Source organism: Spirosoma flavus (genome assembly GCF_054778555.1).
In genome coordinates, this window is the sequence record NZ_BAAGZL010000002.1 from 224,286 (window position 1) to 250,732 (window position 26,447).

The window sequence follows — 26,447 nt, forward strand, 5'->3', positions numbered from 1 at the left end:
GGTAGAAGATTCCGAAAACCGTTGTTTGGTTGTAAATACCTTTCTTTGTTCATGCGCTGGTCAAAACTGAGAATGTTGTCATGTACGTCTGCTTTACTTTTATGTTTGTTACTACTTGTAACCCAATCTCCCGGGCAGACAACGGGGAAGAAAAAAGAGAAGTATAAATACCTGATTTATTTACCCAAAGAGTACACGACTCAAAAAGCAGACTACCCGTTGGTAATTTATCTGCACGGAAGCTCTCATCGAGGTCAGGATCTGAATAAATTAAAGGGGTATGGGTTGCCAAAAGAAATTGAAAAAGGGCAGTCGTTTGATTTTATTGTTGCATCACCACAATGTCCGGACGGTAAATACTGGTCGACGGATAACTGGTTTGAGCCCTTACTTGCTGAACTGAAATCCAACTACCGCATCGATTCAAGACGAATTTACCTAACCGGAATCAGCCTGGGCGGCTACGGTACCTGGCAGACTGCTGTCGAATATCCTGATACGTTTGCCGCCATTGTGCCCCTATGTGGCGGTTGCGACGATTCGACTCAGGTTTGCCGCATCAAAAATTTACCAGTCTGGACGTTCCACGGCTCGGCTGATGATGTTATACCTATTTCCGAAACCGAACGATTGGTGAAACGCCTTGTGGACTGTGGGAGTCTGGTGAAGTTTAGCCGATTGGAACAGGAAGGGCATGGAATTCAGTATCTCTACGAAAGAAGGGAAATTTATGACTGGCTGTTAAAACAACATCGGTGAGATAGCGATTTATTAATTTTCAGCCATGACGTACGAAAATTCACTTGCTTTTGCCCAGCATCTCGACCAGATCGACCCGCTACGTTTCTTTCGCGACCGGTTTCATATTCCCCAACGCGACGGAAAACCACTGATTTATTTCTGTGGTAATTCGCTGGGTCTACAACCAAAAATAGCTCAGGAAGCGTTGAAGCAAGAGCTTGCTACGTGGCAAAATCTGGGCGTAGAGGGTTGGTTTGACGTAACGGAAGCCGCTGAACAGCCGTGGCTACGTTACCACGCTACGTGCAAAGACGCGCTGGCCGAGATAGTGGGAGGGAAGCCGTCGGAGGTTTGCCCGATGAATGCGCTGACCATTAACCTGCATCTTTTGCTGGCTTCATTTTACCGTCCTTGGCTGAATTCACCTCGCAAGGATGCGCCTGATCTGGCAAAAAAATACAAGATACTGACCATCAAAGGCGATTTTCCTTCTGATCAATATGCACTGGAAACGCACATCAAACACCATGGACTGAATCCATCGGATGTGTTGATAGAAGTTGGCCCACGAGCCGATGAACAGGCGTTGGGATACATCCATACTACTGACATTCAGCATGCTATCGCCGAACATGCCGATACGTTGGCGCTTATCTGGATGAGTGGCCTGAATTATTATACTGGACAAGTGTATAATATGGCCGCCATTGCCGAAACGGCGCAAAAACACTGCATTCCGGTTGGGTTTGATCTGGCGCATGCCATCGGCAACGTACCACTTCGACTTCATGACTGGGGCGTCGATTTTGCTACGTGGTGTTCGTACAAATACTTGAATGGTGGACCTGGCGCCGTGTCGGGCGTTTATGTGCACGAAAAGCATCATGATCAGAATCTACCTCGGTTAGCAGGTTGGTGGGGGTATCGAGAGGACGAGCGCTTTGCCATGACACCCGGTTTTATACCCGCACCCGGCGCCGATGGTTGGCAGGTAAGTACACCTAATATTTTGTCGCTAGCGCTGCATCGGGCGGCCTTATCCATAACGGCGGAAGCAGGTATGATTGCGCTACGTCAGAAAAGTGAACAGCTAACTGGTTTTCTGGAACATGTATTGACTCCCATTTCAGCTATTCAACTTTTAACGCCCGACGATCCTAACCAACGGGGCTGTCAGCTTTCCTTGCTGGTACGTAAAAACGGGAAATCTTTATTTAATTACCTCACCGAACAGGGTATCATCGGCGACTGGCGCGAACCGGATTGCATTCGACTGGCTCCCACACCCTTGTATAATACGTATGAAGAAGTTTGGCGACTGGGTCAGGTTTGTAAAGAGAGTTTTAAAGCTGTTGAATTATAGAGTTGTAGAATTGCTTAGTAGAAGCGTATAAGTTTATCTGACTTTACGACCGTACAACCCTTTAACATTTTACTACGTAGCAGAATTGACAAAAGCGATATTTCGTTTCAATCCGTCCAGTTTGGTTCGCTTCACCGCCGATCTCCGGAAAATTTCCCGGAAAACGTCTTCCGTTATTTCGAGCCAATCCTTTTTTGTGAACGTAGTGAGTTCCGGATTTGGATTAAAGTCGTTGGTTTGATGAGGGCGGGCGAATCGATTCCAGGGGCAGACATCCTGGCAGATATCGCAGCCAAAAATCCAGTTGTCAAACTTCCCCCGAACATCTTCAGGAATGGCTTCTTTTAGTTCAATGGTGAAATAGGAGATACATTTACTGCCATCCACTACGTAGGGCGCCACAATGGCATCGGTTGGGCAGGCGTCGATGCAGCGCGTACACGTACCGCAATAATCAGTAATGGGACCGTCGGGTTCCAGTTCAAGGTCGAGAATCAGCTCGCCAATGAAAAAGAACGAACCTATTTCGCGGTTGATCAGATTGGTATGTTTTCCCACCCAGCCCAAACCCGCGCGTTTCGCCCATGCTTTATCCATAACCGGTGCCGAATCGACAAACGCCCGACCGCCAACCTCGCCAATCTCGTTGTGGATATATGCCAATAATTCTTTTAGCTTATCTTTAATAACGTAGTGGTAATCAGCTCCATATGCGTACTTTGAGATTTTTAAATCATCGCTGCCTTCCGGCAATTTTTCGTCCGGATAATAATTCAGCAGGACTGTAATTACTGATTTTGCATCATCGACTAAGAGTCTTGGGTCGAGTCGTTTATCGAAATAGTTGGCCATGTAATTCATCTGACCGTGCATTCCGTTTTTGAGCCAGGTTTCCAGTCGGGGCGCTTCGCCTTCCAGAAAATCAGCTTTCGCTACACCACAAAAGTCAAAACCGATTGCAGCAGCTTTGGCCTTGATTAGTTGGGTATAATGATGAGCAGTCGCGTGCACGGGGTATGAATGATTAATAATGAATGCTATTCCTTATTTCCACTAAAACGACTAAATCTGACTTTTAAATCCTATAAGTCGTTTAAATCCAGAAAATCCTGCGGGTACGTCCGTGCGGTGCATACATTACGGGTCAGATAATGTCAACTTGTCAGGAAATGTGGTTTTGGCCATTCTTTTGCCCATCTTTGCGTATGAATTTCTGGAAGCGAAATAGAAGCTCATCAATGGAAAATAAAGACATTATGGACGAAAAAGCGTCTGCCAACTCGCAACAACCTGACAACCTGACAACTGACGAAGCCATCAACATTAACGGCGGAGAGTCCGAAGAAGTAGCTGATGTAGAGGTGACGGATGACGTAGTTGCTGATACTGAATCTGCACCCACGAGCACAACTAAAACCAGCAGTGAGGTAGCCGAACTGAAAGATAAATATCTCCGTTTATACGCTGATTTTGAGAATTTCCGTCGTCGTACGGCCAAGGAAAAATTAGATCTCATTGGCAGCGCTAACGAAGGCTTGCTACAGGCGTTGATTCCGGTCGTTGATGATTTCGAGCGGGCCATGCAATCCATCGATAATACGGACGACGTAATAGCGGTAAAAGAAGGTGTATCGCTGATTTACAATAAATTATTTAAAACACTGGAAAGCAAAGGACTTAAACCGATGACCTCAAAAGGAGAGCCGTTCAACGCCGATCTACATGAGTCGGTTACCCAATTCCCGGCCCCTAGTGAGGATATGAAAGGTAAAGTCATTGATGAAATTGAAAAAGGCTATTACCTCAATGATAAAGTCATCCGGTTTGCAAAAGTGATAGTAGGAAGTTAAAAATAATGTATGAAGTATAATACAGAATGTATGACAGTCTTCACGACTACATATCCTATATCATACTTCATGCATCAATATACATGGCAACGAAGCGCGATTATTACGAAATTTTAGGGGTTGATAAGAACGTATCGGCAGAGGACTTGAAAAAGGCGTATCGGAAGATGGCCATTAAGTACCATCCCGATAAAAACCCCAACGACCCCACCGCCGAAGAAAAATTTAAGGAAGCGGCTGAAGCCTATGACGTGTTGAACGATCCGCAGAAAAAAGCTCGATACGATCAATTCGGTCATGCAGGAATGAGCGGAGCGGCTGGTGGTTATGGCGCGGGCGGGCCGACCATGGAAGATATTTTCAGTCAGTTTGGCGACGTATTTGGCGACGATTCGCCCTTTGGCAGCTTCTTCCGGGGGGCCAACGGAGGAGGAGGCCGTCAGCGTGTACGTCGTGGCTCCGACCTACGTATTAAACTGAAGCTAAACCTTCAGGAAGTTGCCAATGGCGTTGAAAAGAAAATTAAAGTCAAGCGGCACGTAACATGTAACACTTGCGGAGGTAACGGTTCTAAAAATGGAACCGCCGTGCAAACCTGCTCAACCTGTAATGGAACCGGCCAAACCCGTAAAGTGGTGAATACCATGCTAGGTCAGATGGTATCGACCAGTACGTGTCCAACCTGTAACGGCGAAGGTAAGCTCGTAACCGACCGTTGTGAAGCTTGTTTTGGCGAAGGCCGTGTGCTACAGGAAGATGTAATTCCAATCAAAATTCCGGCAGGGGTAGCCGAAGGTATTCAACTGTCGGTGGGGGGTAAAGGGAACGTACCACCACGCGGGGGAGTAGCTGGCGATTTGCTTATTGTAATCGAAGAGGAAGAAGACGCCGAACTCAAACGCGATGGTAACAACGTAGTGTTTGATCTCTATGTGAACTTTGTGGATGCCGCCATCGGTATGAGTGTTGAAGTTCCGACCATCGACGGTAAGGCACGTATCACGCTGGAACCAGGGACACAGAGCGGTAAAATACTGCGTCTTAAAGGAAAAGGGATCAAGGAATTGAACGGCTACGGTCGTGGCGACGAATTGGTGCACGTAAACGTCTGGACGCCAAAATCACTTACCTCTGAGGAAAAAGCGTTGTTGGAAAAGTTACGTCATTCGCCTAACTTTCAGCCCAAACCGAACAAAAATGAAAAAGGCTTCTTCGACAAAATGAAGGATTTTTTTCATGGCTAACTGATTAATATGCTTACTCAATACGTTTATGTGGAGCGGTTGGGTAGCCACGGCCTTGTGGTGTAATGGATAGCATGACGGTCTTCGGAACCGTTCGTCGGGGTTCGAGTCCCTGCAGGGCCACTTTGATAATTTTATAAATCGCTATAAATCATTGATTTGTAGCGATTTATTTGTTAATTAACTATAACATTACTGAAACAATAGTAGGAATAGACTCAACTGGATAGGGGAGTGTAAAAACAAAGACCATCCTGTTCAGAATGGTCTTTGTTAAATTTTACTTGGTTTATTTTTTCTCAAACAACTGTTTAACGATTTGCTCTAACTGTTCAATACGTTCTTCCTGCTTTTTGATTTTCTTATCCTGTTCAATACTGTAAAGCGTCAGTTCTTCAATCTTTTCCAGTAGCTTGGCATCCATTTTGGCCGGATCAATTCCTTCTTTGACAACCTGCTCTGCCGAGGGTATGTTTGGTAAATAGCCGTGCTGTTGAATATACAGCTCCACCTGGGCAAGTGGCTTTAGCTTATACATTGGCGAGAATACTTTATCGCTCCATTGATTGACATTATCGATACGTAGTCGATGGTGGGCAAGTACGGTTTCTCCTTCTTCGTTGACGGTCAGAAACTGATCGGTGTAGCCGTTACGTAGGAAGGGGTTGGAGAGGTGAGAAAACTTGATGGTACCGTTGTTACGGAGGTTGATGATGCCGCGAACATCGAGAGGAAATTGAGGGGCGGTGATACCAATACCGACTTTGGTGTTCTTCGCTGTATCGCCTAGAACTATTGCATTACTTACATTAACAAGGGAATTGGAGCCAATGGCCGAGGCATTTTGTAAATTATTTGACGCCTTACTCTTGTAACCAATAAGCACATTTTGGCTGCCCGAGGTAACTGACGCACCAGATAAAGGGCCTATCATAACATTACTATCTCCAATAGTATGGTCATACCCTGCCCCATAACCAAAAAAAGCGTTATAGATACCTGACGTATTTAAATATCCCGCTTCGTAGCCCACAAAGGCATTCCCAAAGCCGACTGTATTATTGAAGCCAGAACGATTTCCTATAAATGAATTATAGGGCCCTGTAGTGGTTTTAACGCCTGCACTTCCTCCTATAAATGTATTATGCTGAGCGGATGTATTAGAATTCCCTGCACCGTTTCCTATAAACGTGTTAGCGATGCCAACAGTATTTGCAGCACCGGCCCCATGACCAAAAAATGCATTGCCGAAGCCTGTAGTATTGGCATTGCCGGTTGCATAACCGACAAACGTATTTAAATAACCTGTTGTATTGAGAGCACCTGAACTAACTCCAATCATGGTGTTGTATTCGCCAGTCATACTGGAATTGCCAGCGTAAAGCCCAATTATTGTATTATAATTAGCTGGCGTGATCGAATTCGCTGATAACACCACATTCGTGGCTTGCTGCCCCAGACATAATACAGGTACTAAAAACAGAAGTGTAAACAGGTGTTTCATGGAGTAATTTATGATTGTTAATTAATGAGTTACAAGTATAGAAATTAGTAGAATATATTGAATCATTTCTGCCCTTTTGATGGGTATAGCTACTAAAGTTATAAAGTTGTCTTGTCTCATTTTTTAGGTTTCTGGGAAAACTAAATCAAAAGAAGGATTCAGACAGACCTCTGAATCCTTCTTTTGATTACATCTCTGCTTTTACAAGGGGACTTCGAAAACCATGTCTTGTGTAGGATGAAAAGCCTGGATCTGTTGAGCAATTGGAGAAATGCTGGCCAATTCCGTTACAAACTGTTGAAAATGCTCGGTAGATTCCCAGGTAGCGTAGTTGATCAAGACAGTTCCTGCCTCATTTTGATGAATTTTAGCTGAAACAAACCCTGGAAAGCGACTGACTTCTTTTTCGAAAAAATTCCGGATAAGGGAAATTAGGGAGTCAAGTTCGGCTGCCTTTAGCTCAAAACGGACAATCACATTTAACTGCTTATTTTTCATGATTCAATTGGTCAATTGGTGAACAAATTATGTATAATCAATAGAATCGTCAATTAAACCAGATCGCCAAAACCACCTGTGACAAAGTGATCATGTCCAGTCACGTAGGAAGCCCGCTCCGAGACTAGAAAGGCAATCATCTCGGCCATTTCCTGTGCTGTACCTATCCGGCGAAGGGGTATTGACCCAAATAGTTGATCTACCGTAATGCCCATGCCGGTAGCTAATAATTTCCGGCCTTCATCTCCTCCCTCCGTTTTAATGGCACCAGGCGTTACTAAGTTGACCTGTACGCCAGCGGGGGCAAGCTCTCTAGCCAATGAACCAGTATAGCTATCCAAAGCGGCTTTGGCAGCTCCGTAATGGGCCAAAAAACCATGAAAAGGTAGCAGACCGCCCGCTGATATGTTCACAATGGCTCCCGAACCACTTTGCCGGAGTGCCTCTAACAAGGGCTTTGTCATCCGAACAGCGCTCATAAAGTTGATCATCAGCGAGTTCAGCTAGTCCTCATCGGTAATCGACTCAATGCCGGGCAAAATGGGCGTGGTTGCCCCCACATTATTGACTAGAATATCTAAACCACCCAAAATTCTTAATGCTTCCTCGGCGATAGCCGTTGCACCCGATAAGGTGCTAGCATCACCTTGAATGAATGTAGCCCCAGTGGGCGTCTGTTCGTGCCGGGAACGGGCCGATACAACTACAGTAGCTCCACCATCGAGTAAGCGCTGCGCCGTAACCGCTCCGATGCCCTTTGAGCCGCCCGTAATCAGGACTTTTTTGCCTTCGAATTCAGTCTTATAATCGTTCATACTTATCTGATTTAGCTCGCTTATAATTACGTAGCAAAGTTCAGACAAGGGCTTGATATGGTCTGTGAACTAGATTACTAAATGAAGGTGAACTAGTTCACCTTCATTTAGTTGAGTTTCTTTATTTTTGCTTTTTGCTGGCGGATTTTGGAAAGAAACTCGCGGCTCATGCCCAGGTAGGAGGCAATGATGTAAAGGGGTATACGCTGAAGCAGTAGGGGATGATTTTGAGCAAACTCGTCATAGCGTTCTTCAGCGGTCTGGCTCAACTGAGCAATCACTCGTTGTTGGATGGTGAGGGCAATCAGTTGCGCTCTTCGCATCATAGCCACGGCAAACTGCGGTATTTTTTCCAGTAACAGTTGTTCGCTCTCATAACTCCACTGGATAATGGTACTCTCTTCTAGGGCTTCCACAAATAGTGTGGCCGGCTGTCGTAAGAGGAAGCTGCCCGGATCACCGACCATTCCGTCATCAACAGCCAATGAAAGCGTGTGTTCTTGTCCATCAGGACCGACAAAATAAGCTCTAAAAGCTCCGGCCACAACGTACGTGCGATGCGTGGAGACAAATCCAGGTTGCTCGATCAGCTGTTTACGTTTCACCTTCTTCACCCGCAGCATAGAGACGAACAGCTCCTCCTCTGGTTGGGTAAGGGTAATATGCTTAGCGATGTGGAGAAGAATGGACGAAAAATCTGGCGTATGTTCCAAAATCGAGTTGAGCGATTACCATTGTTTTAACGAGAACGAATTAGTTCGTAGACAACGTATCGTTTTGATAAATGGCAGATTTACTGATAATCACTTCCGCTCAATTGGGGGATTTGTGAATTTAGTATCGCTGAAATTAAAATAAGCTCTGGCCTCAGTGTTTGTGCTTACATCCTATTCTTTAGCCGAACTTCAATGTCTGGCTTTCGACGAAGCAGTTCAGCGATGAAGTCCATCTTGTTTTCAGGAGAGAGTAGCACACTATCGAATCGGTTATAGATTAATTCAATTCGATCTAACGAGAGAGCAGGGGAGCTAATGGGGTTTCGGGTTTCGATGATCTTTTTGATGGAAGCAACAGGCAACTCTTTGTGAAAGAAAAAGCCTGATTGAATGTTGAGGTTATTTTTGTCCAGTTTATAGCGTGTAGTCATAAACAAGTGCAGAATGAGCAGTGAAACAATCAGAATAATACCTGTTCCTGCCCAAAGCCCTTTGTAGACCATCAAGCTACCTAAACCAACAAACAAGCCAGACAGGGGAATAGCTAGCTCAAGTCCTACTTTAGATTGATACGTTTTCATCGATTTCTACTTGTCATCGTTCCGCTGAAGTAATATAGGGGACAATAGTGTTACTATGGTTGAAACATGGTTATTTATTCGTCTCAAGTAGAGCGATAATCGAGATTGAAAAAACAAGGATAATTAACGTAGTGCACACGCCAATGGGTTATAAGCTTTTTGTAGAAGAAGGAATCCTCACCGAAAAAGTGAAAGTGACCCTGAAAAATACCGCCGATTAGTGTGATTACGTTTTCGACAATACGTATCAACTAAAGGACTTATCGAAGGTGGAGCGTTACGTTAAAATGAACCGTCATCTGCCAGGCTGACGTATTAATCTTTTCGATAGACTTTGTAAGAAGCACCTTTATAATCTTGTCGGTTAGCAAGTATACTTGGTTGGACAAAATCAGATACCCAATGTACCCCATCATAGATGGCAATATGTCCATCCGGATGGCGGGGTACTGCTGGAAATACCACCACATCACCACGTATCCAGGTAATAGCCTGTCCTATATCTCTAAACCCGGCACCTAGCAAGGATGGACCATAATCTTTAGCCGAATTAGAAGCAGGTCGGCTAATATAAATGCCGGCTGCTTCAAGGGATGCGCGAACGTGCGCTGCGCAGGCTCCCTCTCCATATTGAAGGGGACTAATGGTATTCCTTGCATTAAAAACTGCTGTATCGACTGCCCAAGATGCCATTGATTTCTTGATTAAGTAAAATAGGTTACAGAGAACAAATGATAAAGAAAATTGAAGATAATTAGTGGGTGAATTTCACTGAAATTATACGCAGTGAAGTGATTTAACGGTAGTTAAATCAGGTCCTGCATAGAATAGAAGAAGTACGTAAACCGCCTGATACGTAAATGAAAACTCAGCTAACGTATTCCCGACGCTCAGGCTTCGACTCAAGTAAATGTTTCTTCAATCCATTAGTCAGGAGATTTACTAGGTAGTTAGGACATATTCTGGTTGATTTCATTCAGATGAATAGGATGACCCGACCGGCTACTAATAGACGAAAACTCGGTGTAACATTTTCGGTCAATCAGCAAACAGCTTAATGTGGACTGCATGTTTAAAAGGAATGAAATAGCACGGGCAATGAGGCAGGAGTATGAAGTTTAGGGTAAACAAATAGTGCAGTAACATTTTATACCTTCGTACATTTATCATTCTAGATATAAAACTAACTAGCTTCTTTACCTAGGAAAGTGCTGAGTTGCGCCCACAATATTCATGAAGATATTACTGGTTGAAGATGAGGTTAGTCTGGCATCGTTTATTCGAAAAGGTATTGAGAGCGAGGGCTATGAAATAGACGTAGCTTATGACGGACAGATGGGTCAGCGACTGGCGGATAACAACACCTACGACGTTATTGTACTGGACGTTAACCTGCCCTATATCAACGGATTCGACTTGTGCCGACGAATTAAACAGGAGGTCCCCCGGCAGCCGGTATTATTATTAACTGCCCTGGATAGTCTACCCGATAAAGAAAGCGGATTTGGTGCAGGTGCCGACGATTACCTGGTCAAACCATTTGAGTTTCGCGAGTTGATGCTACGTATAAAAGCTTTAGCCCGACGAAATAGCGCCTTTACAGGTTTGAAAACAGTACTACGTGTGTGCGATCTTGAACTCGACACGGAAGCACACTCGGTTACACGTGCTAATCAGCGGATCGAGCTGACGGCGCGCGAATACTCTCTGCTGGAGTACCTGATGATTAATCAGGGCCGTACCGTGAGCCGGGTCGATATTGCCGAGAAAGTGTGGGATCTGCATTTTGATACCAACACTAATGTTATTGAGGTGTATATCAATTACCTGCGCAAGAAAATTGACAAAGACTTCAGCCCGAAATTGTTACACACGGTTGTCGGAATGGGTTATGTTTTACGAGGCTAGTTATGCAGATCAAACACAAGCTGATTCTGTGGTTTTCGTCGCTGGTTGCGAGTATACTGATTATTTTTTCGGTGTATGTATACAGCACCTACGCCAGCTTCCGGCAACGATCCATTGAAGACCGGCTAGAGCGTAAAGCGCGTGTAACCGAACAACTGTTAACGCTCAGAGGATCCGTAGCGGGTAGTGTAATTACGTCTATGCCCGAGCAAGTTGAGTTTGTGTATTCTCCTACGGATAGCCTGATTTACACCAGCCAGCGAACCAATGACAATGATTTTGTGTCCGATTCGGCCTTTCGCGGGCGGATTCGCCGGGAACGACTGATTCGGTTTCAATACGAAAGTCCCGGTCATACCTATCCGAAAGATGGGGTCGCTTTAACCTATGCGGGTGTATCGCCCTCGCCGGATGGGAATGAATACGTAGCCATCGCGACGGCCTATGATCAGGATGGATATCAACGCCAAAAGGATTTACGCGATCTGTTTATCGTGGGTAATTTTGTCGCTATTGGTCTGGTTCTTTTACTGGGCTATTTTTTCTCCCGACAGGCGCTCAAACCGCTGAACCACCTGATTGATCAGATTTCTACGCCCGCAGCCACTACGTTACCGTTCCGATTGCGAGCGGATAATCCCCGCGATGAAGTGGGCGTATTGGCGCAGGCTTTCAACGACTTACTTACGCGACAGGAACGATTAGTCGAGAATCAACGCTCGTTTATTGCACAGGCTTCCCATGAGTTAAGAACCCCTTTAACGACGATCAAAGGCTGGCTGGAAACCTCGCTGATTTACGATACTGATGCGGATAACCTTAAGCGGGGTATGGCTCAGGCAGTTACCGAACTGGATAAACTGACAGCTTTATCCAACGGGCTGTTACAATTGGCTCGTATCGACGGCGTTGACGCTCAGCTAGACCGGCAACGGCTTGAATTGGTCGAGATCGTTCTCGATGCCGCCGATACACTTGGCCAACAACGCGCCGGACAATCCTTGTCGGTGCAGCTAAGCGACGGTGTTCTTGAACAACCCACCCCAGTTACGGTATGGGGGAATGCCTATTTACTGAAAACGGCTCTGTTGAATCTCCTGGACAATGCGGCCAAGTATTCCAGCGGCCAGCCGATTAGCGTATGTCTGGAAATGGATACGGAAGAACGGGCGCGTATCCGCATTGAAGATCGGGGCATTGGTCTTTCGCCCGGCGAAGAAGAGCGCGTTCTACTGCCTTTGGTACGTGGGTCTAACGTGCAGTCAATTGGTGGATTTGGCATTGGGCTAACCCTGGCGTATCGAATCATTACCCTGCATCAGGGTAGTCTTCAACTAAGCCCCCGTTCCGGCGGAGGAACCATTACAGAGGTCATCCTGCCTTTGCGGCCCGCCTAATTCTAATAATAACTAATCTGGCTCTAATTTCGCTCTAATATCCGGCCCGTAGCTTTGGCATTATCCATTAAATAATGCTTATGTACAGCCGGAAGAATCGATATACGTGGCTTTTCATCGCTTTCGTCGGCTTCTGGACTAGCCAAAGTGTAGCACAACCTGCTAATCCAGCTGCGACTGTCAACAACCCACTGACCTTATACAAAGCGCTGGAACTGGCCCGAACGAATTACCCTAGTTTGCGCGGTAAACTGGCCAATATTCGGGCCGCCGAAGCCGACGCGCAGGCTTTAAATATGGCACTGCTGCCTCAGGCTGGCGTTCAGGCGCAGACTTTGAACGCTACGTCCAATCAAGTGCGCGGAGCCTACGTTTCCAACGGTGGACTGCTCCTGCCTGTTTCTGGTGTGCGCACCGATGGGTTTAATATGAACCCCGCCTGGACCAGTGCGGCATCAATGGTCGTTGACTGGGAAGCCGTTACGTTCGGACGCCGACAAGCCCGACGTGATCAGGCACGCTTAGCCGTTGAACAGGCGCAGGCTGATTACGAAGGTGAGTTATTTACGCATCAGGTACGCGTCTGCGATGCGTATCTGATGGCACTCAACGCCCAAAAATCGGTAGCCCTGCAAACCGCTAATCTACAACGGGCGCAGGAACTACAACGAATCATCCGAGCCAGTACCGAAGGGGGACTTCGTCCGGGTATCGACAGCGCCGTATCGAACACCGAAGTGGCTCGCGCTCAATTGCAAGTACTGGAAAGTCAGCAATTAGCTCAGCAGCAGGTGCTTCGCCTGACTGAATTGATCGGGCAGCCGAATCCGACAGTGCAGCTGGACTCGCTGGTGTTTTACAATCAACTGCCACAACTGGCCCAATTACCCGGTAGTAATCCGGCACTCCATCCGCAGTTACGGGTATTTCAAAAGAATATTGATCTGGGCAGAGCAAGCGAAACTTTGATAAAATCGACTGCGTTACCGTCCATTTCGCTGCTCGGTTCGCTTCAGGGACGCGGTTCGGGCATTAGTGAAGGGGCGCAACCGGATGGTACGTTCCGCATCGATCCGTCGTTAGGAGCTGGGCTACCGCTACGTTCCTTCAATTACATTGTTGGGGTCACGGCCATTTGGCGGCCTACTGATTTATGGCGTACCAAATACGCGCTATCAGCCCAAAAGGAACGTATTAATGCCAACCAGCAGGTCTATGATCAACAAGCCTTAGGCATTCAGGCTGCCAGTCAAAATGCGATCCTGCAGTTGCAACTGGCTCAGGCACGCGCCCAGCAGGCACCTCTTCAGCTGGATGCGGCCAAACAGGCCTACAGTCAATCGCAGGCTCGGTACGAATCTGGGCTGGATAATATTCAGGCATTAACCCAAACCAATGCGCTACTCAACCGGGCCGAGGTCGATCAGGCGCTGGTAACTAACAGCGTATGGCGTGCCTTATTGTTACGGGCCGCTACCGCCGGTGATCTGGACTCGTTCCTCCAACAACTTCCCCGCTAACTCAACTGTCATGATTAAAGCTGCTTTAGCCAAACCCATTACCGTCATTGTCGCGCTGGCAGGAATTGTCTTGTTCGCGGTGTTGGCCCTTTTGCAGATTCCGGTGGATATTTTTCCCCGATTGAACCTGCCTACGATTTACATTGCCCAGCCCTACGGTGGCATGACGCCCGCCCAAATGGAAGGCTTCATCGCTACGCGTTACCAGAATCAGTTGCTATACGTATCAGGGATTAAGAACGTAGAGGTGAAAAATATTCAGGGCCTTTGTCTGGTCAAATGTACCTTCTACGAAGATGTCAACATGGCGCAGGTATCGGGCGAGGTGGCCAACCAGGTCAGCCGCGTGATGAACTACCTGCCGCCCGGCACTGTGCCGCCCACTGTTGTTCGGTTCGATGCGTCGAGCTTACCCGTTGGGCAGTTGGTGTTTAGCAGCCGCCGGGCGTCGCTGGGGGAAATGCAGGATTTAGCATCAACCCGCATTCGGCCGCTGTTTTCCCAGATTCCGGGCGCATCGGCACCTCCACCGTTTGGCGGAAATGAACGTACCGTTGTTGTTAAAGTCAACCCCGAACGGATGCGCAGCTACGAACTGACACCCGACGAGATTGTACAGGCGGTAGTGAAAAACAACCAGATTTCACCCGCCGGTAGCGTTCAGATGGGCGATTATACCGTCATGACGCCCAGCAATACGGTCCTGGCCAAAGTAGATGAGTTCATGAATATCCCCCTGCGGAAAGGCGTAGGACCCACCGTGTTTTTGCATGACGTAGCGACGGTTGAAGATGCTACTGACATTACGGTTGGATACGCCCTGGTCAATGGAAAACGGTCGGTGTATATCCCCGTGACCAAGAGTGCCGACGCATCGACCATGAGTGTAGTGGGTGCACTCAAAGCCAAACTGCCGGAAATGAAGGCGCTACTGCCCGACGATGTACAGCTTTCCTACGAATTTGACCAGTCGGTCTATGTCACACAAGCAGTACATAGCCTGGCTGTGGAAGGTGGCTTAGGAGCATTACTGACAGGTCTGATGGTGCTACTCTTTCTGGGTGACTGGCGTAGTTCGCTCATCGTCATTCTGACCATTCCGGTATCTATCCTGAGTGCAATTCTACTGCTCAATCTGACTGGTCAGACAATCAATATCATGACGTTGTCAGGTCTAGCGCTGGCCATCGGTATTCTGGTGGACCAGGCAACGGTGGTGATCGAAAATATCCACCAGCATCTTGAAATGGGTAAACCTAAAGCCCGCGCTATTCTGGAAGCCTGCCAGGAAATGTCGTTTCCGCTGCTGCTGATTACGCTCTGTATTCTGGCGGTTTTTGCGCCGGCTTTCCTGATGAATGGCGTGCCCCGCGGAATGTTTCTGCCGCTTTCCTTATCGGTCGGTTTTTCCATTATAGCCTCTTACATACTGTCGCAAACGTTTGTTCCGGTTGTCGCTAACTGGTGGCTCAAAAATCATGAACATGCGAGCCCTCATGACCTGAGTATTCTGCCTGATCTGGAACGAAAACCTGAGGACAGCCAGGAAGCGTATGAAGAAAAACATCCCGAAAAAGTAACCGGTTTTGAGCGTTTCAAGCTGGGGTATCTACGGCTACTGGACAGCTTATTGGCCCGTCGGGCGCTGGTTATTGGTGTGTATGCGTTGATATGCGCGCTTATGATCGGCATTGGCTTTACTCAAATTGGTCAGGATATGATGCCGCGCCAGAATCACGCGCATCAGTTTCAGGTACGTATCGTGGGGCCGCAGGGGTTACGCATCGAACGGACTGAAGAACTGACCAAGCGGGTAATCAAACAGATCAACGACATTGTTGGCCAAAAGAACGTATCGATTTCGTCGGCCTTTGTGGGAATGACGCCTTCCAGTTACGGAACCAGTGCGCTATACGTGTTCAATGCCGGACCACACGAAGCCGTTTTGCAGGTGAATCTATCCGATGAATACAAAGTCGAGTCGATGGATGCCTTGAAAGAACAGATTCGCCAGCGGGTTCGTCGGAAAATGCCTAACGTACGGCTGTCATTTGAGCCCATCGATCTGACCGATAAGATCATGAGCCAAGGGGCGCAAACGCCCATCGAAATTTTAGTCGGTGGCAAAGATCTCACCGAGGGACAGCACTACGCCAATCGGTTGCTAACTCGCCTGCGCGAAATTTCTTATCTGCGCGATCTACGTATCAATCAGCCGCTTAGTTATCCGACCGTATCGATTCAAGTTGATCGCGAACGGGCTGCTCAATTGGGACTAAGTACCGACGAGATTTCAAAATCGCTGGTAGCCGCTACGGCGTCGAGTCGCTTTACGGCCAAGAATTTGTGGCTCGATCAGTCGAAAGGATTTGCGTATCAGGTGCAGATTCAACTGGAACAGGACCAGATGAGATCCATAGCGGATATTCAGGCCATTCCGCTGGTAAAAGGCCAACTCCGCCCAACTCTCGGCGACGTGGCCACCATAACGCCAACTACAGTTCCGGGCCAGTATGATCGCATTGGCCCACGACGGATAATCACTGTATCCGCTAATATCAACAACCGTGATTTGGGTACAGCTACCCGCGACGTACAAACTGCTATCACTGCTGCCGGTGATCCACCAAAAGGTTCCGTTGTGGAATTGCGGGGACTGGCTCAACTGCTTCAGGAGACGCTCAGCAGTCTACAGTTTGGGTTAGGGTTGGCAATCGTGGTCATTTTCCTCTTACTAGCTGCTAATTATCAGTCGTTTAAAGTGGCGAGTGTGGTGTTGGTGAGCATACCGGCTGTGCTGGCGGGCGCGCTTACGCTGCTGCTGATAACGGGCCAGACGCTGAATCTGCAATCGTACATGGGGATTATTATGTCGGTAGGGGTTTCAGTAGCTAACGCTCTTCTCCTAGTGACAAATGCCGAAAGCTTACGGCTACGTTATCGCGATGCCCGGGCCGCGGCACGGGTAGCTGGGGCCGCTCGTCTGCGTCCGATTCTGATGACGGCGCTGGCGATGATTGCCGGGATGATCCCGATGGCGAGTGGATTGGGTGAGTCGGGCGAACAAACTGCCCCGTTGGGCCGGGCAGTGATTGGTGGACTGCTTTTTTCGACGGTGGCCGCCCTGCTGATTTTGCCGGTGGTTTTTGCGGTTGTCCAACGTAAAACGGCCTTCGATTCGCCCTCGCTCGATCCCGACGATCCAACCAGTACGGTGTATGATGGTCATTCTCCGGCCCTCACCGAATCGTCCGAAACCACACTTACTTATTAGCCAATTACCACTATGAAGTTATATTCTGTTCTCCGATCCAGCGTACACGTAGCCCTTCTGGGTGGTATAGGTTTTATGCTGAGTCAATGCGGTAACTCATCCGCCGAAAAAAGTGAGATGGCTGAATCACCAACTGAGGAAGAAATCCGGTATGAAGCCATCCGGGTAACCGCTTCCAGCCCGACGTCTGAACTGAACTTACCGGGTGAATTGGAAAGCTACTACGAAACGGACCTGTATCCCCGCGTCAGTAGCTACGTAAAAGCGCTGCACGTCGATATTGGCGATCCCGTGCGTAAAGGACAGGTGTTGGCCGAATTGGAAGCGCCAGAACTAACGGCGAATCTGACCGAAGCCTATTCGAAAGTAAAAGCCGCCGAAGCCGTGTATGGGGCCAGCAAAGGGACGTTTCTACGTGTGCTACGTACCAGCCGTACGTTGGGCGCAATTTCACCCGTAGATCTGGAAACCTCCCGAACCAAAGCCATTTCCGATAGTTTAGGGGTAGTGGCTGCCAATGCGCACTATAACTCTGTGCAGCAGCTAGTTAGTTATCTCAAAATAACCGCACCTTTCAACGGCGTCATTACCGACCGTCGGCTGGCGCCCGGAGCTTTCGTGGGGCCGGGTGGTCAGAACAACGTACCGATGCTGAAAATCAAACAGCTTGACCGGCTCCGGCTACGTATCGCCGTTCCGGAAGCATATCTGGGCGATATTCGCCGGGGCGCTCCCGTTCACTTTTCAGTACGTAGTTTTCCAAATCAGACATTTACCGGACGTATCAACCGTATATCCAACAGTGTACGACCTGAAACCCGTTCTGAAATGGTTGAAATCGACTTTCCAAACAAAGGCGACAAGTTGAAACCTGGTATGTTTGCTTCGGTTCGGCTACCGGTTAACTCGTCCGGGGAAGGCAGTTTGTACGTACCGAAATCGGCGGTTGTCAATACGATGGACCGGACGTTTATTCAGAAAATTATCGACGGCAAAGCAGTTCGGACAACTGTTCAAAAGGGCGATGATGCAGTAGGGCAAACGCAGGTTTTCGGCGACGTAAAGCCGGGCGATGTCATTCTGAAAACTGCCAGTGAAGACCTGGCTGACCACGCTGTTGTTAAAACGCAGCTTGTGAACTGATAACGCTGCCTAACAGGTATCAGGTTACCTCTGTGGTCAACCGCAAATGAATGGACTCGGTCCTGCTGCCCAAATAGGTTTCTGTATAGCTGAAGTAGATCTCTGGCTTTCAGTAATTTAATAGTCTTTGCGGATTGTCATTTAATCCTCGTTCGAAAGTATTTTTTTTCGGTGTAATTCTCCCCAGGTGCGCAGCGATTCAATCACACCGCCCAACGTCTGGCTATGGGGAGTTAAGGTGTAAGTGACTTTAACCGGATACGTATCGTAGACGGTTCGTTTCACTAACCCGTTTATTTCCATATCCCGTAGTTCTTTGGATAGCATTCGATCCGTAATTCCGTGAACTTCTTTGGCAATCTCGCCAAATCGCTTTTCTCCGAATGTAAGGGCTACAATAATGGGCAGCTTCCACTTGCCATTCAGTACGTCCAGCGCATCCCGGATAGGGCGCAAAATACTTACGCACTCGGCGTGCCTGTGTTCGGTGGGTTCGAGATTTAAAAGCTCCATGATTTCTGTATCGCAGTAGTCAGTTCACTATACTGAAGTATAGGGCTATACAGCAGTATAGTACTTACAAATGTATAGCAAACTGGGTAATTTTGCATCATCAATGAAGGCAAAATTTACGGCTTTCCTGAATTACAGACTACCATGAGCTTGTTAAGAAAAATTGTCAAAACATATACGCCCCCTATCCAGCAGGGGTTTTTAGGCGCTGGTCATTTAGCCAGCCCGGTCATCCAGGTCGATTACACAGACAGTGATCCGTTCATTGTGCTGATGGATGATCGACTAAAAAAACAGGATGATCAACCTGCCGGCGGCCCGCACCCGCATGCTGGCTTTGAAACAGTATCCTTACTGCTGGAAGGTAACATGGGCGATGAAGCGCATCAGATGAAAGGGGGTGATCTTCAACTGATGACGGCTGGAAGCGGCATCATTCATACCGAAACCATCGAAGGGAAAGCTTCCATGCGCCTGCTGCAATTGTGGCTGAATCTGCCCAAAAAGGACCGCTGGACTCAGCCTCGCGTTCAGGATCTTGCCTTAGAAAGCGTGCCCAATCAAACGAAGGACGGTGTGACAGTACGCGTATACAGTGGTTCGCTGGCCGGGTTGACCTCACCGATTCAGAATTATACACCGCTTATTATCGCCGATATTCAGATGGAGCCAAACAAGGCAACAACTCAATACATTCCGGCATCCTATACGGCTTTTCTTTACGTACTGGAGGGGAGTATTCAGGTAGGCGACGACGTTAAAACGATCAACCAGAATCAGGTTGGCTGGCTGAACCGCGAGCCCCAGAATGGGTTAAGTGAACTCAGACTGGCAACTGGTGAGACCGGAAGCCGGGTAATTCTCTACGCAGCTGAGCCACAGCGCGATGCCATCGTGTCGCATGGGCCTTTTATTGGTGACTCCCAAGAGGATATTCGTCGGCTCTACCAGGACTATCGACAGGGTAAGATGAGCCACATTTCATCCGTTCCGGATGCTCAGCGGATGCTCTGGTAAACATTTTCATTTTTTGGTCAAAAAGGCATTGCTGTTGGCATTGTCTGCATTACGTGTACCCAAATTTCAGATTTCATTAATTTTTCTAACATATGGCAACTTCCAAATGGGTCGTCGACCCCCTGCACAGTGAACTCGGTTTCAAAATTAAACACCTGATGATTAGTAACATATCTGGTTCGTTTCAGAATTTCCAGGTGGTAGTAGAGACCGAGGATAATGATTTCAGCACCGCTCAAATACAAGCTACGGCTGAAATTGCTTCCATCAATACCAACAACGCCCAACGCGATGAGCACCTGCGTAACTCAGATTTCTTTGAGGCAGAAACCTATCCCCAGTTAAGTTTTCAATCGACCCGGGTCGAAAAGCAGGACGAGGATACATTCACCATCTACGGTGATCTGACGATGAAAGGAGTTCGTAAACCCGTCAAATTAAGCGCAGAATTTAGTGGAATCACCAAAGACCCCTGGGGCGGAGTAAGAGCCGGATTTACGATCACAGGCAAGCTGAACCGCAGCGATTGGGGCATTAATTTCAATGGCGTGCTGGAAACCGGTGGGTTAGCGCTGAGCGAAGAAGTCAGAATCAATAGCGAAATCCAGGTGGTGAAGCAACTGGAAAGTGTGCTGGCGTAAGACGAGTTTCAAACGAATCGGCCTTCCGAAGCAATTAAATCGACTATTGCTTCGGAAGGCCGATTCGTTCTCCTGATAACTACAGATCATCTTCTTGAAAGCCCATGAACGTAGTGGTTTGGCCGGTGGCAATTGGCTTGATTCTTGTAAGTTGCTTCTACTTAAGATGATAGAACAGGATATGAAAACATGGCTTTACAGCTTCGGAATTCTCATTGTTACGTTGACAGGCTGCAAAAAAAGTGGCGAACCAAACCCCGATCTGGCTGCGACCATTGATGGCCTTTACAACGTAACGAGTATAAAACAAGGTAATACTGTTACGTCATTTCCCTCGAATGGGCAATCCGCTACCATCGCTTTTATTCGTCAGTCTACCAATTCCTCCAGTATGCAGTTTGTTACCAAACAGGGAACGGCTACAACGGCAAGTCAGGCAGGAACGGCTTACTTGATGGGCACCGTCGATAACGTAGACATTTATAGCGAAGCAAGTCGAACGACAAAACTTGGTTCGGCCACCAAAACGGCGATTACGTTAACGATTTCAAACAGTGGCGTTGTTACAACAATCGAAGGCAGCCGATGAATAAAAATCATGGGAACAGGGTAGGGGAAATGACAGCTACGTAGTGATATGTGTCGAATAGGCCTATAAAAAAACGCAGCCTGAACACTCGGGCTGCGTTTTGATTTTCGGTCGAAAAGAAAAGTTGTCTTCGGTATTAACAGTCTGTTAGAAACTGTAGCGGGCACCAAGCTGGAGCTGGTAAGGATCGCCAGATGGCGTAACGACCCCTGCCGTATTAACCCGGTACACAAATCGCTGGTTGGTTTTGTCGAAACCGGCTACTGCGGGGGTTGAACCCGAAGCCGGAATCCCTAATGCGTACAGCGCTTGCGTACCTAACGACTGATTCGCTCCCCAAGTCTTATTCAGCAGGTTAGCGAAATTGAATACATCGGCGGAGATGTCGAGCGCGTGGGTTTTAAACAGCTTGAATCGTTTGCTGGCCCGCACATCGAAAACACCGTAGAAGCCGTTGACACCGCCGTTACGTTCCGCTATTTTACCCGAATACGTAGTAATGTAATCCTTGATACTCTGACTGGCGTTGGGGTTATCCAGGATAGCCTGCAAGCCGCTCTTTACGTTCGATGGCGTATTTTCATTCGTTCGGTCGAAAATGAAAGCGAGGTCATTGTTGCCGGAAACGAAGTCGGCGTTGCTGTTGGCTCCCGACAACAACGTATAGCGTGTGCCGCCAATACCCGAGTAACGTACCCCAACCGTGATGCCGTAGAACGTTGGCAACGTACCGTAGAAGACGATTTTATGCCGGAACTGGTTATCCGAATACGTCATTTTCGATAGATTCCGTGGGTCATCTTTAACCGGCAGCGATAACGTAGCGGAGTTGGCTACGTTCCCATTGAACGACGTATTGTCTCGGGTGTCGTTCCAGGTATAGCTAACCGAAAACTCGCCGTCTTTGTAATACTGATACGTAGCGTCGGCTACCAGCGCAAACTGATTGACTTTTCCTTCGCTGTTCAATTCCAGAACGCGGCCCAGTTTCTGGCTGATACGTCCCTGAAGCCAGTCGCCCGCACCATTGGCAGGCATCGAAGCCAGCGGTACGTAAACACCCCGGTTATCTTCGTTGGCCAGCCGGAAAAACGGTTCCGTGGCCATGTTTCGGTCGACGTACATGTAGTTATTCCGGCCCAGCGACATATACCCCGCAATACCCACTTTTAGTTTATCGGTCAAATAGCGGCTATACGATAAATTGGCTTTGTACAGAACAGGCACACGAGCGTCGGCGCCGGTCATATTGATCGTTGGAAGCTGAAAAGCGGCTAACGAAGGAATGCTGGCATAATTTGAGCGATACGCGGCAAAATCAGGAGTTGGAATGTTCGGAGCCCGCACATCGACCGTAGCGAGGTGCTTGCCATCGAACGTCAAATTGTTAATAATGACGTAGTTGTTGATGTCAGACGCGAAAACGCCCGCACCAAACCGCACGTAATCGGTATGGCGCTCATTCACGTCCCAGGTCAGTTGAAGGCGAGGCTGCACAATAAACGACTTCAGCTTATTGTCGGTACGAAGTTTCAACTCATCGAATACCACCTGATTGAGTGAAGTAGACGGATAGTGCGCGTAATCGAACCGCAGACCAGCCGTCATTTCCAGACCCTGCGCCAATTTAGTACTCATCTGGCCATACAAACCGGCATTCCACGTATTGCCGACCACACTCGGGTCATCGACCAGCGGCACTTCGCGGTAATATCGATACGGTTGCAGGGCGTTGAATTTATCGAGCGCGGTCATGTTAGCGGCTGCATCGACCGTATAGTGAAACCGGCCATTCACCTCACTACCGTAGAGCGAATGCGCCCGTGTGTACATCAGATCGACGCCGAACGTGTACTGAATCTTGTCGGTGTTGTAATACAGGTTGTTCACCAGTTGCAGTACGTTGTTGTCGAAACCTTCCTGCGCAAACCGGTGACCGCCCATCTGGATGTTCGTTGAACGAGTTGTTCCATCAACCGTCGACGTAACGTTTTCAACGATGGCGCGGGGAATATTGGCTGCCGGAAGCTGATCGCCGGGTGCACTTTTCTGATACGTAAACAAGTGCTGAAGCTTCAACTCGTTCGTGATACGGGGCGTTACCGAGGTACGTAGCGTCGCCAGAAAACTATTGTCCCAGTTGTAATCGTTGCCGTACGATTCGTAAGCGTTGATGGTTGTATTGTCCTGTAAACCAAGCTTATTGCGGTCGCTGGTGAAGTTGTTACGTATCGTCAGCAGGTTTTTACTGTTGATCTGCCAGTCGAGCCGGGCGAAAGCAGCATCGGAGCCGCGATTTTTGTCGAACGTACCGAACTGGGGCGTATTGGCCACGCCATATTTGCTCCGGGCAATCTCCGTAAAGCGATCCAGCGTAGCGCGTGTTACGTTAAACCGGTTCTCATCGACAGGCGACTGAATGTCGGCAATGATCAACGGGCGCGAATCCTGCTGGTGATCCCAGACAAGGAAAAAATGCAGTTTGTCCTTGATGATTGGTCCACCCAGCGAAAATCCGAACTGATTGGTAGAGAACTGGTTATTGCGCGTATTGCCCCGGATATCGTAAGGGCTGGCCAGCCAGTTGGCGCGGGTGTAATTGAAGACGCTACCCGTCAGTTTGTTCGTGCCGGCTTTGGTCACCGCGCTCACAATTCCCCCGCCACTACGTCCGTAAATAACGTCGTATTGGTTCGTAATAACTTTGAACTCCCGAACGGCTTCAATCGAAATCGAGTAGGGGGCACCGCTTCGGCTGGTGGTCGAACCGGCCGAGGTTGGGTTTTTAGCGTTCATACCGTCGATGGTGTAGTTGGTCGAAGAACCCAGCTGCCCCGAAATATTCCCACCCCGACTCAGGGGCGATAAGTCCATCAGCGACGTAAAATTTCGACCATTTACCGGTAGCGTTTGAATCGATTTCGCCGAGATAGCGGTGGCCGCCCCCAGGTTTTCGATCTTGTTTTTCAACCCCGAGGCTACTACCTGGACTACCTCCAGCGTCTGGTCGGTTTCCTGCATGGTCAGGTTCACCCGAATGGCATCGCCCTGATTGAGCATGTAGCCTGTCCGTTTCTGTTCTCCATAGCCGATGAACGTAATACGAACCGTGTAAGGCCCGCCTAACGGAAGTTCTTTGAATGAATATTCGCCCTGGGTGTTGGTTACTGTGCCCGTGTTAAAGCCGGTCGATTCGTTACGCACCTGAACAGTTGCTCCCGGAAGTGGTTGTTTCTGAGTATCGGAAATGACCCCTGCAATGGATGCCTGCGTAGTTTGGGCAATGGCCGAGTGGTTGATGAGGTAACTAATGAAAAAGAGGTAAATGAGTAAATGTAGTCTGTTTTTCATGCAGAGAAAGACTGTTGTTTTTTTCGACTGCAAAAAGACGACAACTACTCGTTATGGACGTTACCGAATTATTAACATTTTGTCATCATTGTGCGAATACACTTAATCGAAAAGTTGCATCTTGCCTACGCAACGCTTGCCATTTAACTTTAAGCCAGCTAGATTGAAAATTGATAAAAAGAATTATCACGTAACGAGTCCCGAAAACCTGAACGAAGCCATGCAGTACGTTAAAATACCACCACCTGCTAATCTGGAACGCTACGTTCGGTATTTCTGGATCGTGGACAATCCGTCGGCAAACGGTCCCAGAATCTTCAGGCCCATTACCGACGGATGCCCTGGACTAATGCTGCAACTGGCGCCATCTGTTCACGTAATAGATCAGTTTCAGAAAGAGATTCCCTCGTTTTGTTTGTACGGACAAACCATCCGCCACCGGGAAATTCATACCAGCGAGCCGTTCAATGCCATGGGTATTTGTTTTACACCCCTCGCCCTGAAAACCGTGTTCGGTCTCGACGCCCACGAACTGACCGACACCTGTCTCGACCTGAATGATTTGCCTGGAAACCTGAACGGTTTTTTGCAGGACCAATTTTGGACAACTACCTCGCTGGAGGGGCGTATCAAGCTGTTGGCGAGTTATTTAGAAAAACAACTTCGTGTTAACGCCCTTCAGACGGATGAACTGACCGACTATGCCTTACGTCAGCTTATCAGGTCGAGTGGCAACGTATCACTGAAAGAGCTTCAGGATACGCTAAACGTATCGGAGCGTCTTCTGGAGCGTCGTTTTAAGCAGAGCGTTGGTATTTCGCCCAATTTATTTGCGCGTATCTGCCGCTTTCAAGCGTCGTTACTTGAACTGAAAACCAGTCGTTTCGATAAACTTTCTGACATCGCATTCGATAATGGGTACGCCGATCAGTCGCATTTCATCCGCACGTTTAAAGAGTTTGCAGGTTTTTCACCCTTTCGCTACCAAAAACAATCCAATGAAGTCGCCGAGAACCTGGCGGAGTGGTTTTGATGACATGAAGTAAAGGCGTTATAATCTTATAACTCTGAAAAATCCGCTGTCGGTTTTGTTCTATTTTACGGGTAGTCGCGCGCCTAGTTTTGCCAAAAAACAAAGCACATGAAACTACTTATTTTTGGCGCAACAGGCAGCATAGGCCGTTTACTGGTAGCGCAAGCCCTCGAACAGGGACACACGGTCACCGCATTCGTGCGTGACTCCGCAAAACTTGACTCGCAAAATCATCCTAATTTACGTATCAGCCAGGGCGATGTTTTGAATTTGCCATCGGTTGAAAAAGCGGTGCGTGGACAAGACGTAGTGCTTTGTGCGCTGGGCGGTGGCCGCAAAGGGCACATACGAGCCGAGGGTACGAAAAACATCATTCGGGCAATGGAAACGGCCCACGTAAAACGACTCATCTGCCAAACTACCCTTGGCGCAGGTGACAGCAGGGACAATCTGAATTTTTTCTGGAAATACCTCATGTTCGGGCTGCTGCTGCGCGAAGCCTACGCCGACCATGAACTACAGGAACGCTACGTGCAGCAGCAGCCCACTCGATTGGGTAATGGTACGTCCGGCGGCTTTTACGGATGGTCCCAAAACAGGTCAATATCGGCATGGTTTCGGTGAATCGGCGGAGGGACTGACGCTCAAAATTTCCCGCGCCGACGTAGCCGATTTTATGCTGAATCAATTGACAAATGATACGTATCTGCGCAAATCACCCGGTTTGTCGTACTAAACCACTGTTCACC

Annotated in this window: 22 protein-coding genes, 1 tRNA gene and 1 pseudogene; 16 read left to right on the plus strand and 8 right to left on the minus strand. The window is 48.1% G+C overall.

Annotation, left to right across the window (positions count from 1 at the left end):
• Window positions 1-105 precede the first annotated feature (105 nt).
• Window positions 106-759 (plus strand): carboxylesterase family protein, encoded by a 654-nt coding sequence (locus ACYVF1_RS09955; protein ID WP_461078179.1) that lies wholly within the window; start codon window positions 106-108, stop codon window positions 757-759.
• A gap of 25 nt (window positions 760-784) precedes the next feature.
• Window positions 785-2,104, plus strand: a complete 1,320-nt coding sequence (gene kynU, locus ACYVF1_RS09960; RefSeq protein ID WP_461078181.1) for a kynureninase — start codon at window positions 785-787, stop codon at window positions 2,102-2,104.
• Window positions 2,105-2,176: 72 nt separating this feature from the next.
• On the opposite strand, the gene queG is transcribed toward kynU, so the two are convergent.
• Window positions 2,177-3,115 (minus strand): tRNA epoxyqueuosine(34) reductase QueG, encoded by a 939-nt coding sequence (gene queG, locus ACYVF1_RS09965; protein WP_461078183.1) that lies wholly within the window; start codon window positions 3,113-3,115, stop codon window positions 2,177-2,179.
• 227 nt (window positions 3,116-3,342) lie between these two features.
• Here queG and ACYVF1_RS09970 point away from each other — a divergent pair, with 227 nt between their 5' ends.
• The 3 genes from ACYVF1_RS09970 to ACYVF1_RS09980 all read left to right on the plus strand — a co-directional run bounded on the left by ACYVF1_RS09970 (window position 3,343) and on the right by ACYVF1_RS09980 (window position 5,321).
• Window positions 3,343-3,954 (plus strand): nucleotide exchange factor GrpE, encoded by a 612-nt coding sequence (locus tag ACYVF1_RS09970; protein ID WP_461078185.1) that lies wholly within the window; start codon window positions 3,343-3,345, stop codon window positions 3,952-3,954.
• A gap of 83 nt (window positions 3,955-4,037) precedes the next feature.
• The gene (gene dnaJ, locus ACYVF1_RS09975; protein WP_461078187.1) at window positions 4,038-5,198 is read left to right on the plus strand and encodes a molecular chaperone DnaJ; all 1,161 of its coding nucleotides are present in this window, start codon (window positions 4,038-4,040) and stop codon (window positions 5,196-5,198) included.
• Window positions 5,199-5,249: 51 nt separating this feature from the next.
• A tRNA-Arg gene (locus tag ACYVF1_RS09980) sits at window positions 5,250-5,321 on the plus strand.
• A 166-nt stretch (window positions 5,322-5,487) separates the two neighbouring features.
• On the opposite strand, the gene ACYVF1_RS09985 is transcribed toward ACYVF1_RS09980, so the two are convergent.
• From ACYVF1_RS09985 to ACYVF1_RS10005, 5 genes and pseudogenes are all read right to left on the minus strand, one after another.
• On the minus strand, window positions 5,488-6,561 hold the full coding sequence (locus ACYVF1_RS09985; protein WP_461078189.1) for a hypothetical protein: 1,074 nt from the start codon (window positions 6,559-6,561) through the stop codon (window positions 5,488-5,490).
• Window positions 6,562-6,903: 342 nt separating this feature from the next.
• Window positions 6,904-7,200, minus strand: a complete 297-nt coding sequence (locus ACYVF1_RS09990) for an antibiotic biosynthesis monooxygenase family protein (RefSeq protein ID WP_461078191.1) — start codon at window positions 7,198-7,200, stop codon at window positions 6,904-6,906.
• A 53-nt stretch (window positions 7,201-7,253) separates the two neighbouring features.
• Window positions 7,254-8,015, minus strand: a pseudogene (locus tag ACYVF1_RS09995) (oxidoreductase).
• Between the two features lie 107 nt (window positions 8,016-8,122).
• Window positions 8,123-8,728: a Crp/Fnr family transcriptional regulator gene (locus ACYVF1_RS10000; RefSeq protein WP_461078193.1), complete on the minus strand. Its 606-nt coding sequence runs from the start codon at window positions 8,726-8,728 to the stop codon at window positions 8,123-8,125.
• 167 nt (window positions 8,729-8,895) lie between these two features.
• The gene (locus ACYVF1_RS10005) at window positions 8,896-9,312 is read right to left on the minus strand and encodes a PH domain-containing protein (RefSeq protein WP_461078195.1); all 417 of its coding nucleotides are present in this window, start codon (window positions 9,310-9,312) and stop codon (window positions 8,896-8,898) included.
• 1,233 nt (window positions 9,313-10,545) lie between these two features.
• On the opposite strand from ACYVF1_RS10005, the gene ACYVF1_RS10010 reads away from it, so the two are divergent.
• The 5 genes from ACYVF1_RS10010 (at window position 10,546) to ACYVF1_RS10030 (ending at window position 18,554) form a co-directional block, all read left to right on the plus strand.
• Window positions 10,546-11,220, plus strand: coding sequence for a response regulator transcription factor (locus ACYVF1_RS10010; protein ID WP_461078197.1), 675 nt, complete (start codon window positions 10,546-10,548; stop codon window positions 11,218-11,220).
• A gap of 2 nt (window positions 11,221-11,222) precedes the next feature.
• Window positions 11,223-12,617 (plus strand): HAMP domain-containing sensor histidine kinase, encoded by a 1,395-nt coding sequence (locus ACYVF1_RS10015; RefSeq protein WP_461078199.1) that lies wholly within the window; start codon window positions 11,223-11,225, stop codon window positions 12,615-12,617.
• Between the two features lie 80 nt (window positions 12,618-12,697).
• The gene (locus tag ACYVF1_RS10020; RefSeq protein ID WP_461078201.1) at window positions 12,698-14,137 is read left to right on the plus strand and encodes a TolC family protein; all 1,440 of its coding nucleotides are present in this window, start codon (window positions 12,698-12,700) and stop codon (window positions 14,135-14,137) included.
• A 10-nt stretch (window positions 14,138-14,147) separates the two neighbouring features.
• Window positions 14,148-17,411 (plus strand): efflux RND transporter permease subunit, encoded by a 3,264-nt coding sequence (locus ACYVF1_RS10025; RefSeq protein ID WP_461078203.1) that lies wholly within the window; start codon window positions 14,148-14,150, stop codon window positions 17,409-17,411.
• A gap of 12 nt (window positions 17,412-17,423) precedes the next feature.
• The gene (locus ACYVF1_RS10030) at window positions 17,424-18,554 is read left to right on the plus strand and encodes an efflux RND transporter periplasmic adaptor subunit (protein WP_461078205.1); all 1,131 of its coding nucleotides are present in this window, start codon (window positions 17,424-17,426) and stop codon (window positions 18,552-18,554) included.
• 141 nt (window positions 18,555-18,695) lie between these two features.
• Here ACYVF1_RS10030 and ACYVF1_RS10035 read toward each other — a convergent pair whose 3' ends face one another.
• On the minus strand, window positions 18,696-19,067 hold the full coding sequence (locus tag ACYVF1_RS10035; RefSeq protein WP_461078207.1) for a winged helix-turn-helix transcriptional regulator: 372 nt from the start codon (window positions 19,065-19,067) through the stop codon (window positions 18,696-18,698).
• Between the two features lie 144 nt (window positions 19,068-19,211).
• Here ACYVF1_RS10035 and ACYVF1_RS10040 point away from each other — a divergent pair, with 144 nt between their 5' ends.
• The 3 genes from ACYVF1_RS10040 (at window position 19,212) to ACYVF1_RS10050 (ending at window position 21,314) form a co-directional block, all read left to right on the plus strand.
• Window positions 19,212-20,084 (plus strand): pirin family protein, encoded by an 873-nt coding sequence (locus ACYVF1_RS10040; protein ID WP_461078209.1) that lies wholly within the window; start codon window positions 19,212-19,214, stop codon window positions 20,082-20,084.
• A 92-nt stretch (window positions 20,085-20,176) separates the two neighbouring features.
• Window positions 20,177-20,725: a YceI family protein gene (locus ACYVF1_RS10045; protein ID WP_461078211.1), complete on the plus strand. Its 549-nt coding sequence runs from the start codon at window positions 20,177-20,179 to the stop codon at window positions 20,723-20,725.
• A gap of 181 nt (window positions 20,726-20,906) precedes the next feature.
• Window positions 20,907-21,314 carry a hypothetical protein gene (locus tag ACYVF1_RS10050; protein ID WP_461078213.1) on the plus strand — a complete coding sequence of 136 codons (408 nt, stop codon included), beginning with the start codon at window positions 20,907-20,909 and terminating at the stop codon, window positions 21,312-21,314.
• 147 nt (window positions 21,315-21,461) lie between these two features.
• Here ACYVF1_RS10050 and ACYVF1_RS10055 read toward each other — a convergent pair whose 3' ends face one another.
• A complete protein-coding gene (locus tag ACYVF1_RS10055) occupies window positions 21,462-24,665 on the minus strand; it encodes a TonB-dependent receptor (protein WP_461078215.1) in 3,204 nt (1,067 codons plus the stop codon).
• 163 nt (window positions 24,666-24,828) lie between these two features.
• Between ACYVF1_RS10055 and ACYVF1_RS10060 the strand changes: the two genes are divergently transcribed.
• From ACYVF1_RS10060 to ACYVF1_RS10070, 3 genes are all read left to right on the plus strand, one after another.
• The gene (locus tag ACYVF1_RS10060; protein WP_461078217.1) at window positions 24,829-25,698 is read left to right on the plus strand and encodes a DUF6597 domain-containing transcriptional factor; all 870 of its coding nucleotides are present in this window, start codon (window positions 24,829-24,831) and stop codon (window positions 25,696-25,698) included.
• Window positions 25,699-25,806: 108 nt separating this feature from the next.
• On the plus strand, window positions 25,807-26,322 hold the full coding sequence (locus ACYVF1_RS10065) for an NAD(P)-dependent oxidoreductase (RefSeq protein WP_461078219.1): 516 nt from the start codon (window positions 25,807-25,809) through the stop codon (window positions 26,320-26,322).
• Window positions 26,258-26,434, plus strand: a complete 177-nt coding sequence (locus ACYVF1_RS10070; RefSeq protein ID WP_461078221.1) for an NAD(P)H-binding protein — start codon at window positions 26,258-26,260, stop codon at window positions 26,432-26,434. The genes ACYVF1_RS10065 and ACYVF1_RS10070 overlap by 65 nt, the downstream gene beginning before the upstream one ends.
• The last annotated feature ends 13 nt before the right edge of the window (window positions 26,435-26,447 follow it).

What these genes read in the sequence shown, in the direction of transcription:
- ACYVF1_RS10015 (WP_461078199.1), top strand. Translation starts at nt 11,223, where the DNA reads ATGCAGATCAAACACAAGCTGATTCTGTGGTTTTCGTCGCTGGTTGCG.
- ACYVF1_RS09970 (WP_461078185.1), top strand. Translation starts at nt 3,343, where the DNA reads ATGGAAAATAAAGACATTATGGACGAAAAAGCGTCTGCCAACTCGCAA.
- ACYVF1_RS10040 (WP_461078209.1), top strand. Translation starts at nt 19,212, where the DNA reads ATGAGCTTGTTAAGAAAAATTGTCAAAACATATACGCCCCCTATCCAG.
- ACYVF1_RS10045 (WP_461078211.1), top strand. Translation starts at nt 20,177, where the DNA reads ATGGCAACTTCCAAATGGGTCGTCGACCCCCTGCACAGTGAACTCGGT.
- ACYVF1_RS10005 (WP_461078195.1), bottom strand. Translation starts at nt 9,312, where the DNA reads ATGAAAACGTATCAATCTAAAGTAGGACTTGAGCTAGCTATTCCCCTG.
- ACYVF1_RS10065 (WP_461078219.1), top strand. Translation starts at nt 25,807, where the DNA reads ATGAAACTACTTATTTTTGGCGCAACAGGCAGCATAGGCCGTTTACTG.
- ACYVF1_RS09990 (WP_461078191.1), bottom strand. Translation starts at nt 7,200, where the DNA reads ATGAAAAATAAGCAGTTAAATGTGATTGTCCGTTTTGAGCTAAAGGCA.
- ACYVF1_RS10055 (WP_461078215.1), bottom strand. Translation starts at nt 24,665, where the DNA reads ATGAAAAACAGACTACATTTACTCATTTACCTCTTTTTCATTAGTTAC.
- ACYVF1_RS10030 (WP_461078205.1), top strand. Translation starts at nt 17,424, where the DNA reads ATGAAGTTATATTCTGTTCTCCGATCCAGCGTACACGTAGCCCTTCTG.
- ACYVF1_RS10025 (WP_461078203.1), top strand. Translation starts at nt 14,148, where the DNA reads ATGATTAAAGCTGCTTTAGCCAAACCCATTACCGTCATTGTCGCGCTG.
- ACYVF1_RS10070 (WP_461078221.1), top strand. Translation starts at nt 26,258, where the DNA reads ATGGTACGTCCGGCGGCTTTTACGGATGGTCCCAAAACAGGTCAATAT.
- dnaJ (WP_461078187.1), top strand. Translation starts at nt 4,038, where the DNA reads ATGGCAACGAAGCGCGATTATTACGAAATTTTAGGGGTTGATAAGAAC.
- ACYVF1_RS10010 (WP_461078197.1), top strand. Translation starts at nt 10,546, where the DNA reads ATGAAGATATTACTGGTTGAAGATGAGGTTAGTCTGGCATCGTTTATT.
- kynU (WP_461078181.1), top strand. Translation starts at nt 785, where the DNA reads ATGACGTACGAAAATTCACTTGCTTTTGCCCAGCATCTCGACCAGATC.
- ACYVF1_RS10020 (WP_461078201.1), top strand. Translation starts at nt 12,698, where the DNA reads ATGTACAGCCGGAAGAATCGATATACGTGGCTTTTCATCGCTTTCGTC.
- ACYVF1_RS10050 (WP_461078213.1), top strand. Translation starts at nt 20,907, where the DNA reads ATGAAAACATGGCTTTACAGCTTCGGAATTCTCATTGTTACGTTGACA.
- ACYVF1_RS10035 (WP_461078207.1), bottom strand. Translation starts at nt 19,067, where the DNA reads ATGGAGCTTTTAAATCTCGAACCCACCGAACACAGGCACGCCGAGTGC.
- ACYVF1_RS09985 (WP_461078189.1), bottom strand. Translation starts at nt 6,561, where the DNA reads ATGACTGGCGAATACAACACCATGATTGGAGTTAGTTCAGGTGCTCTC.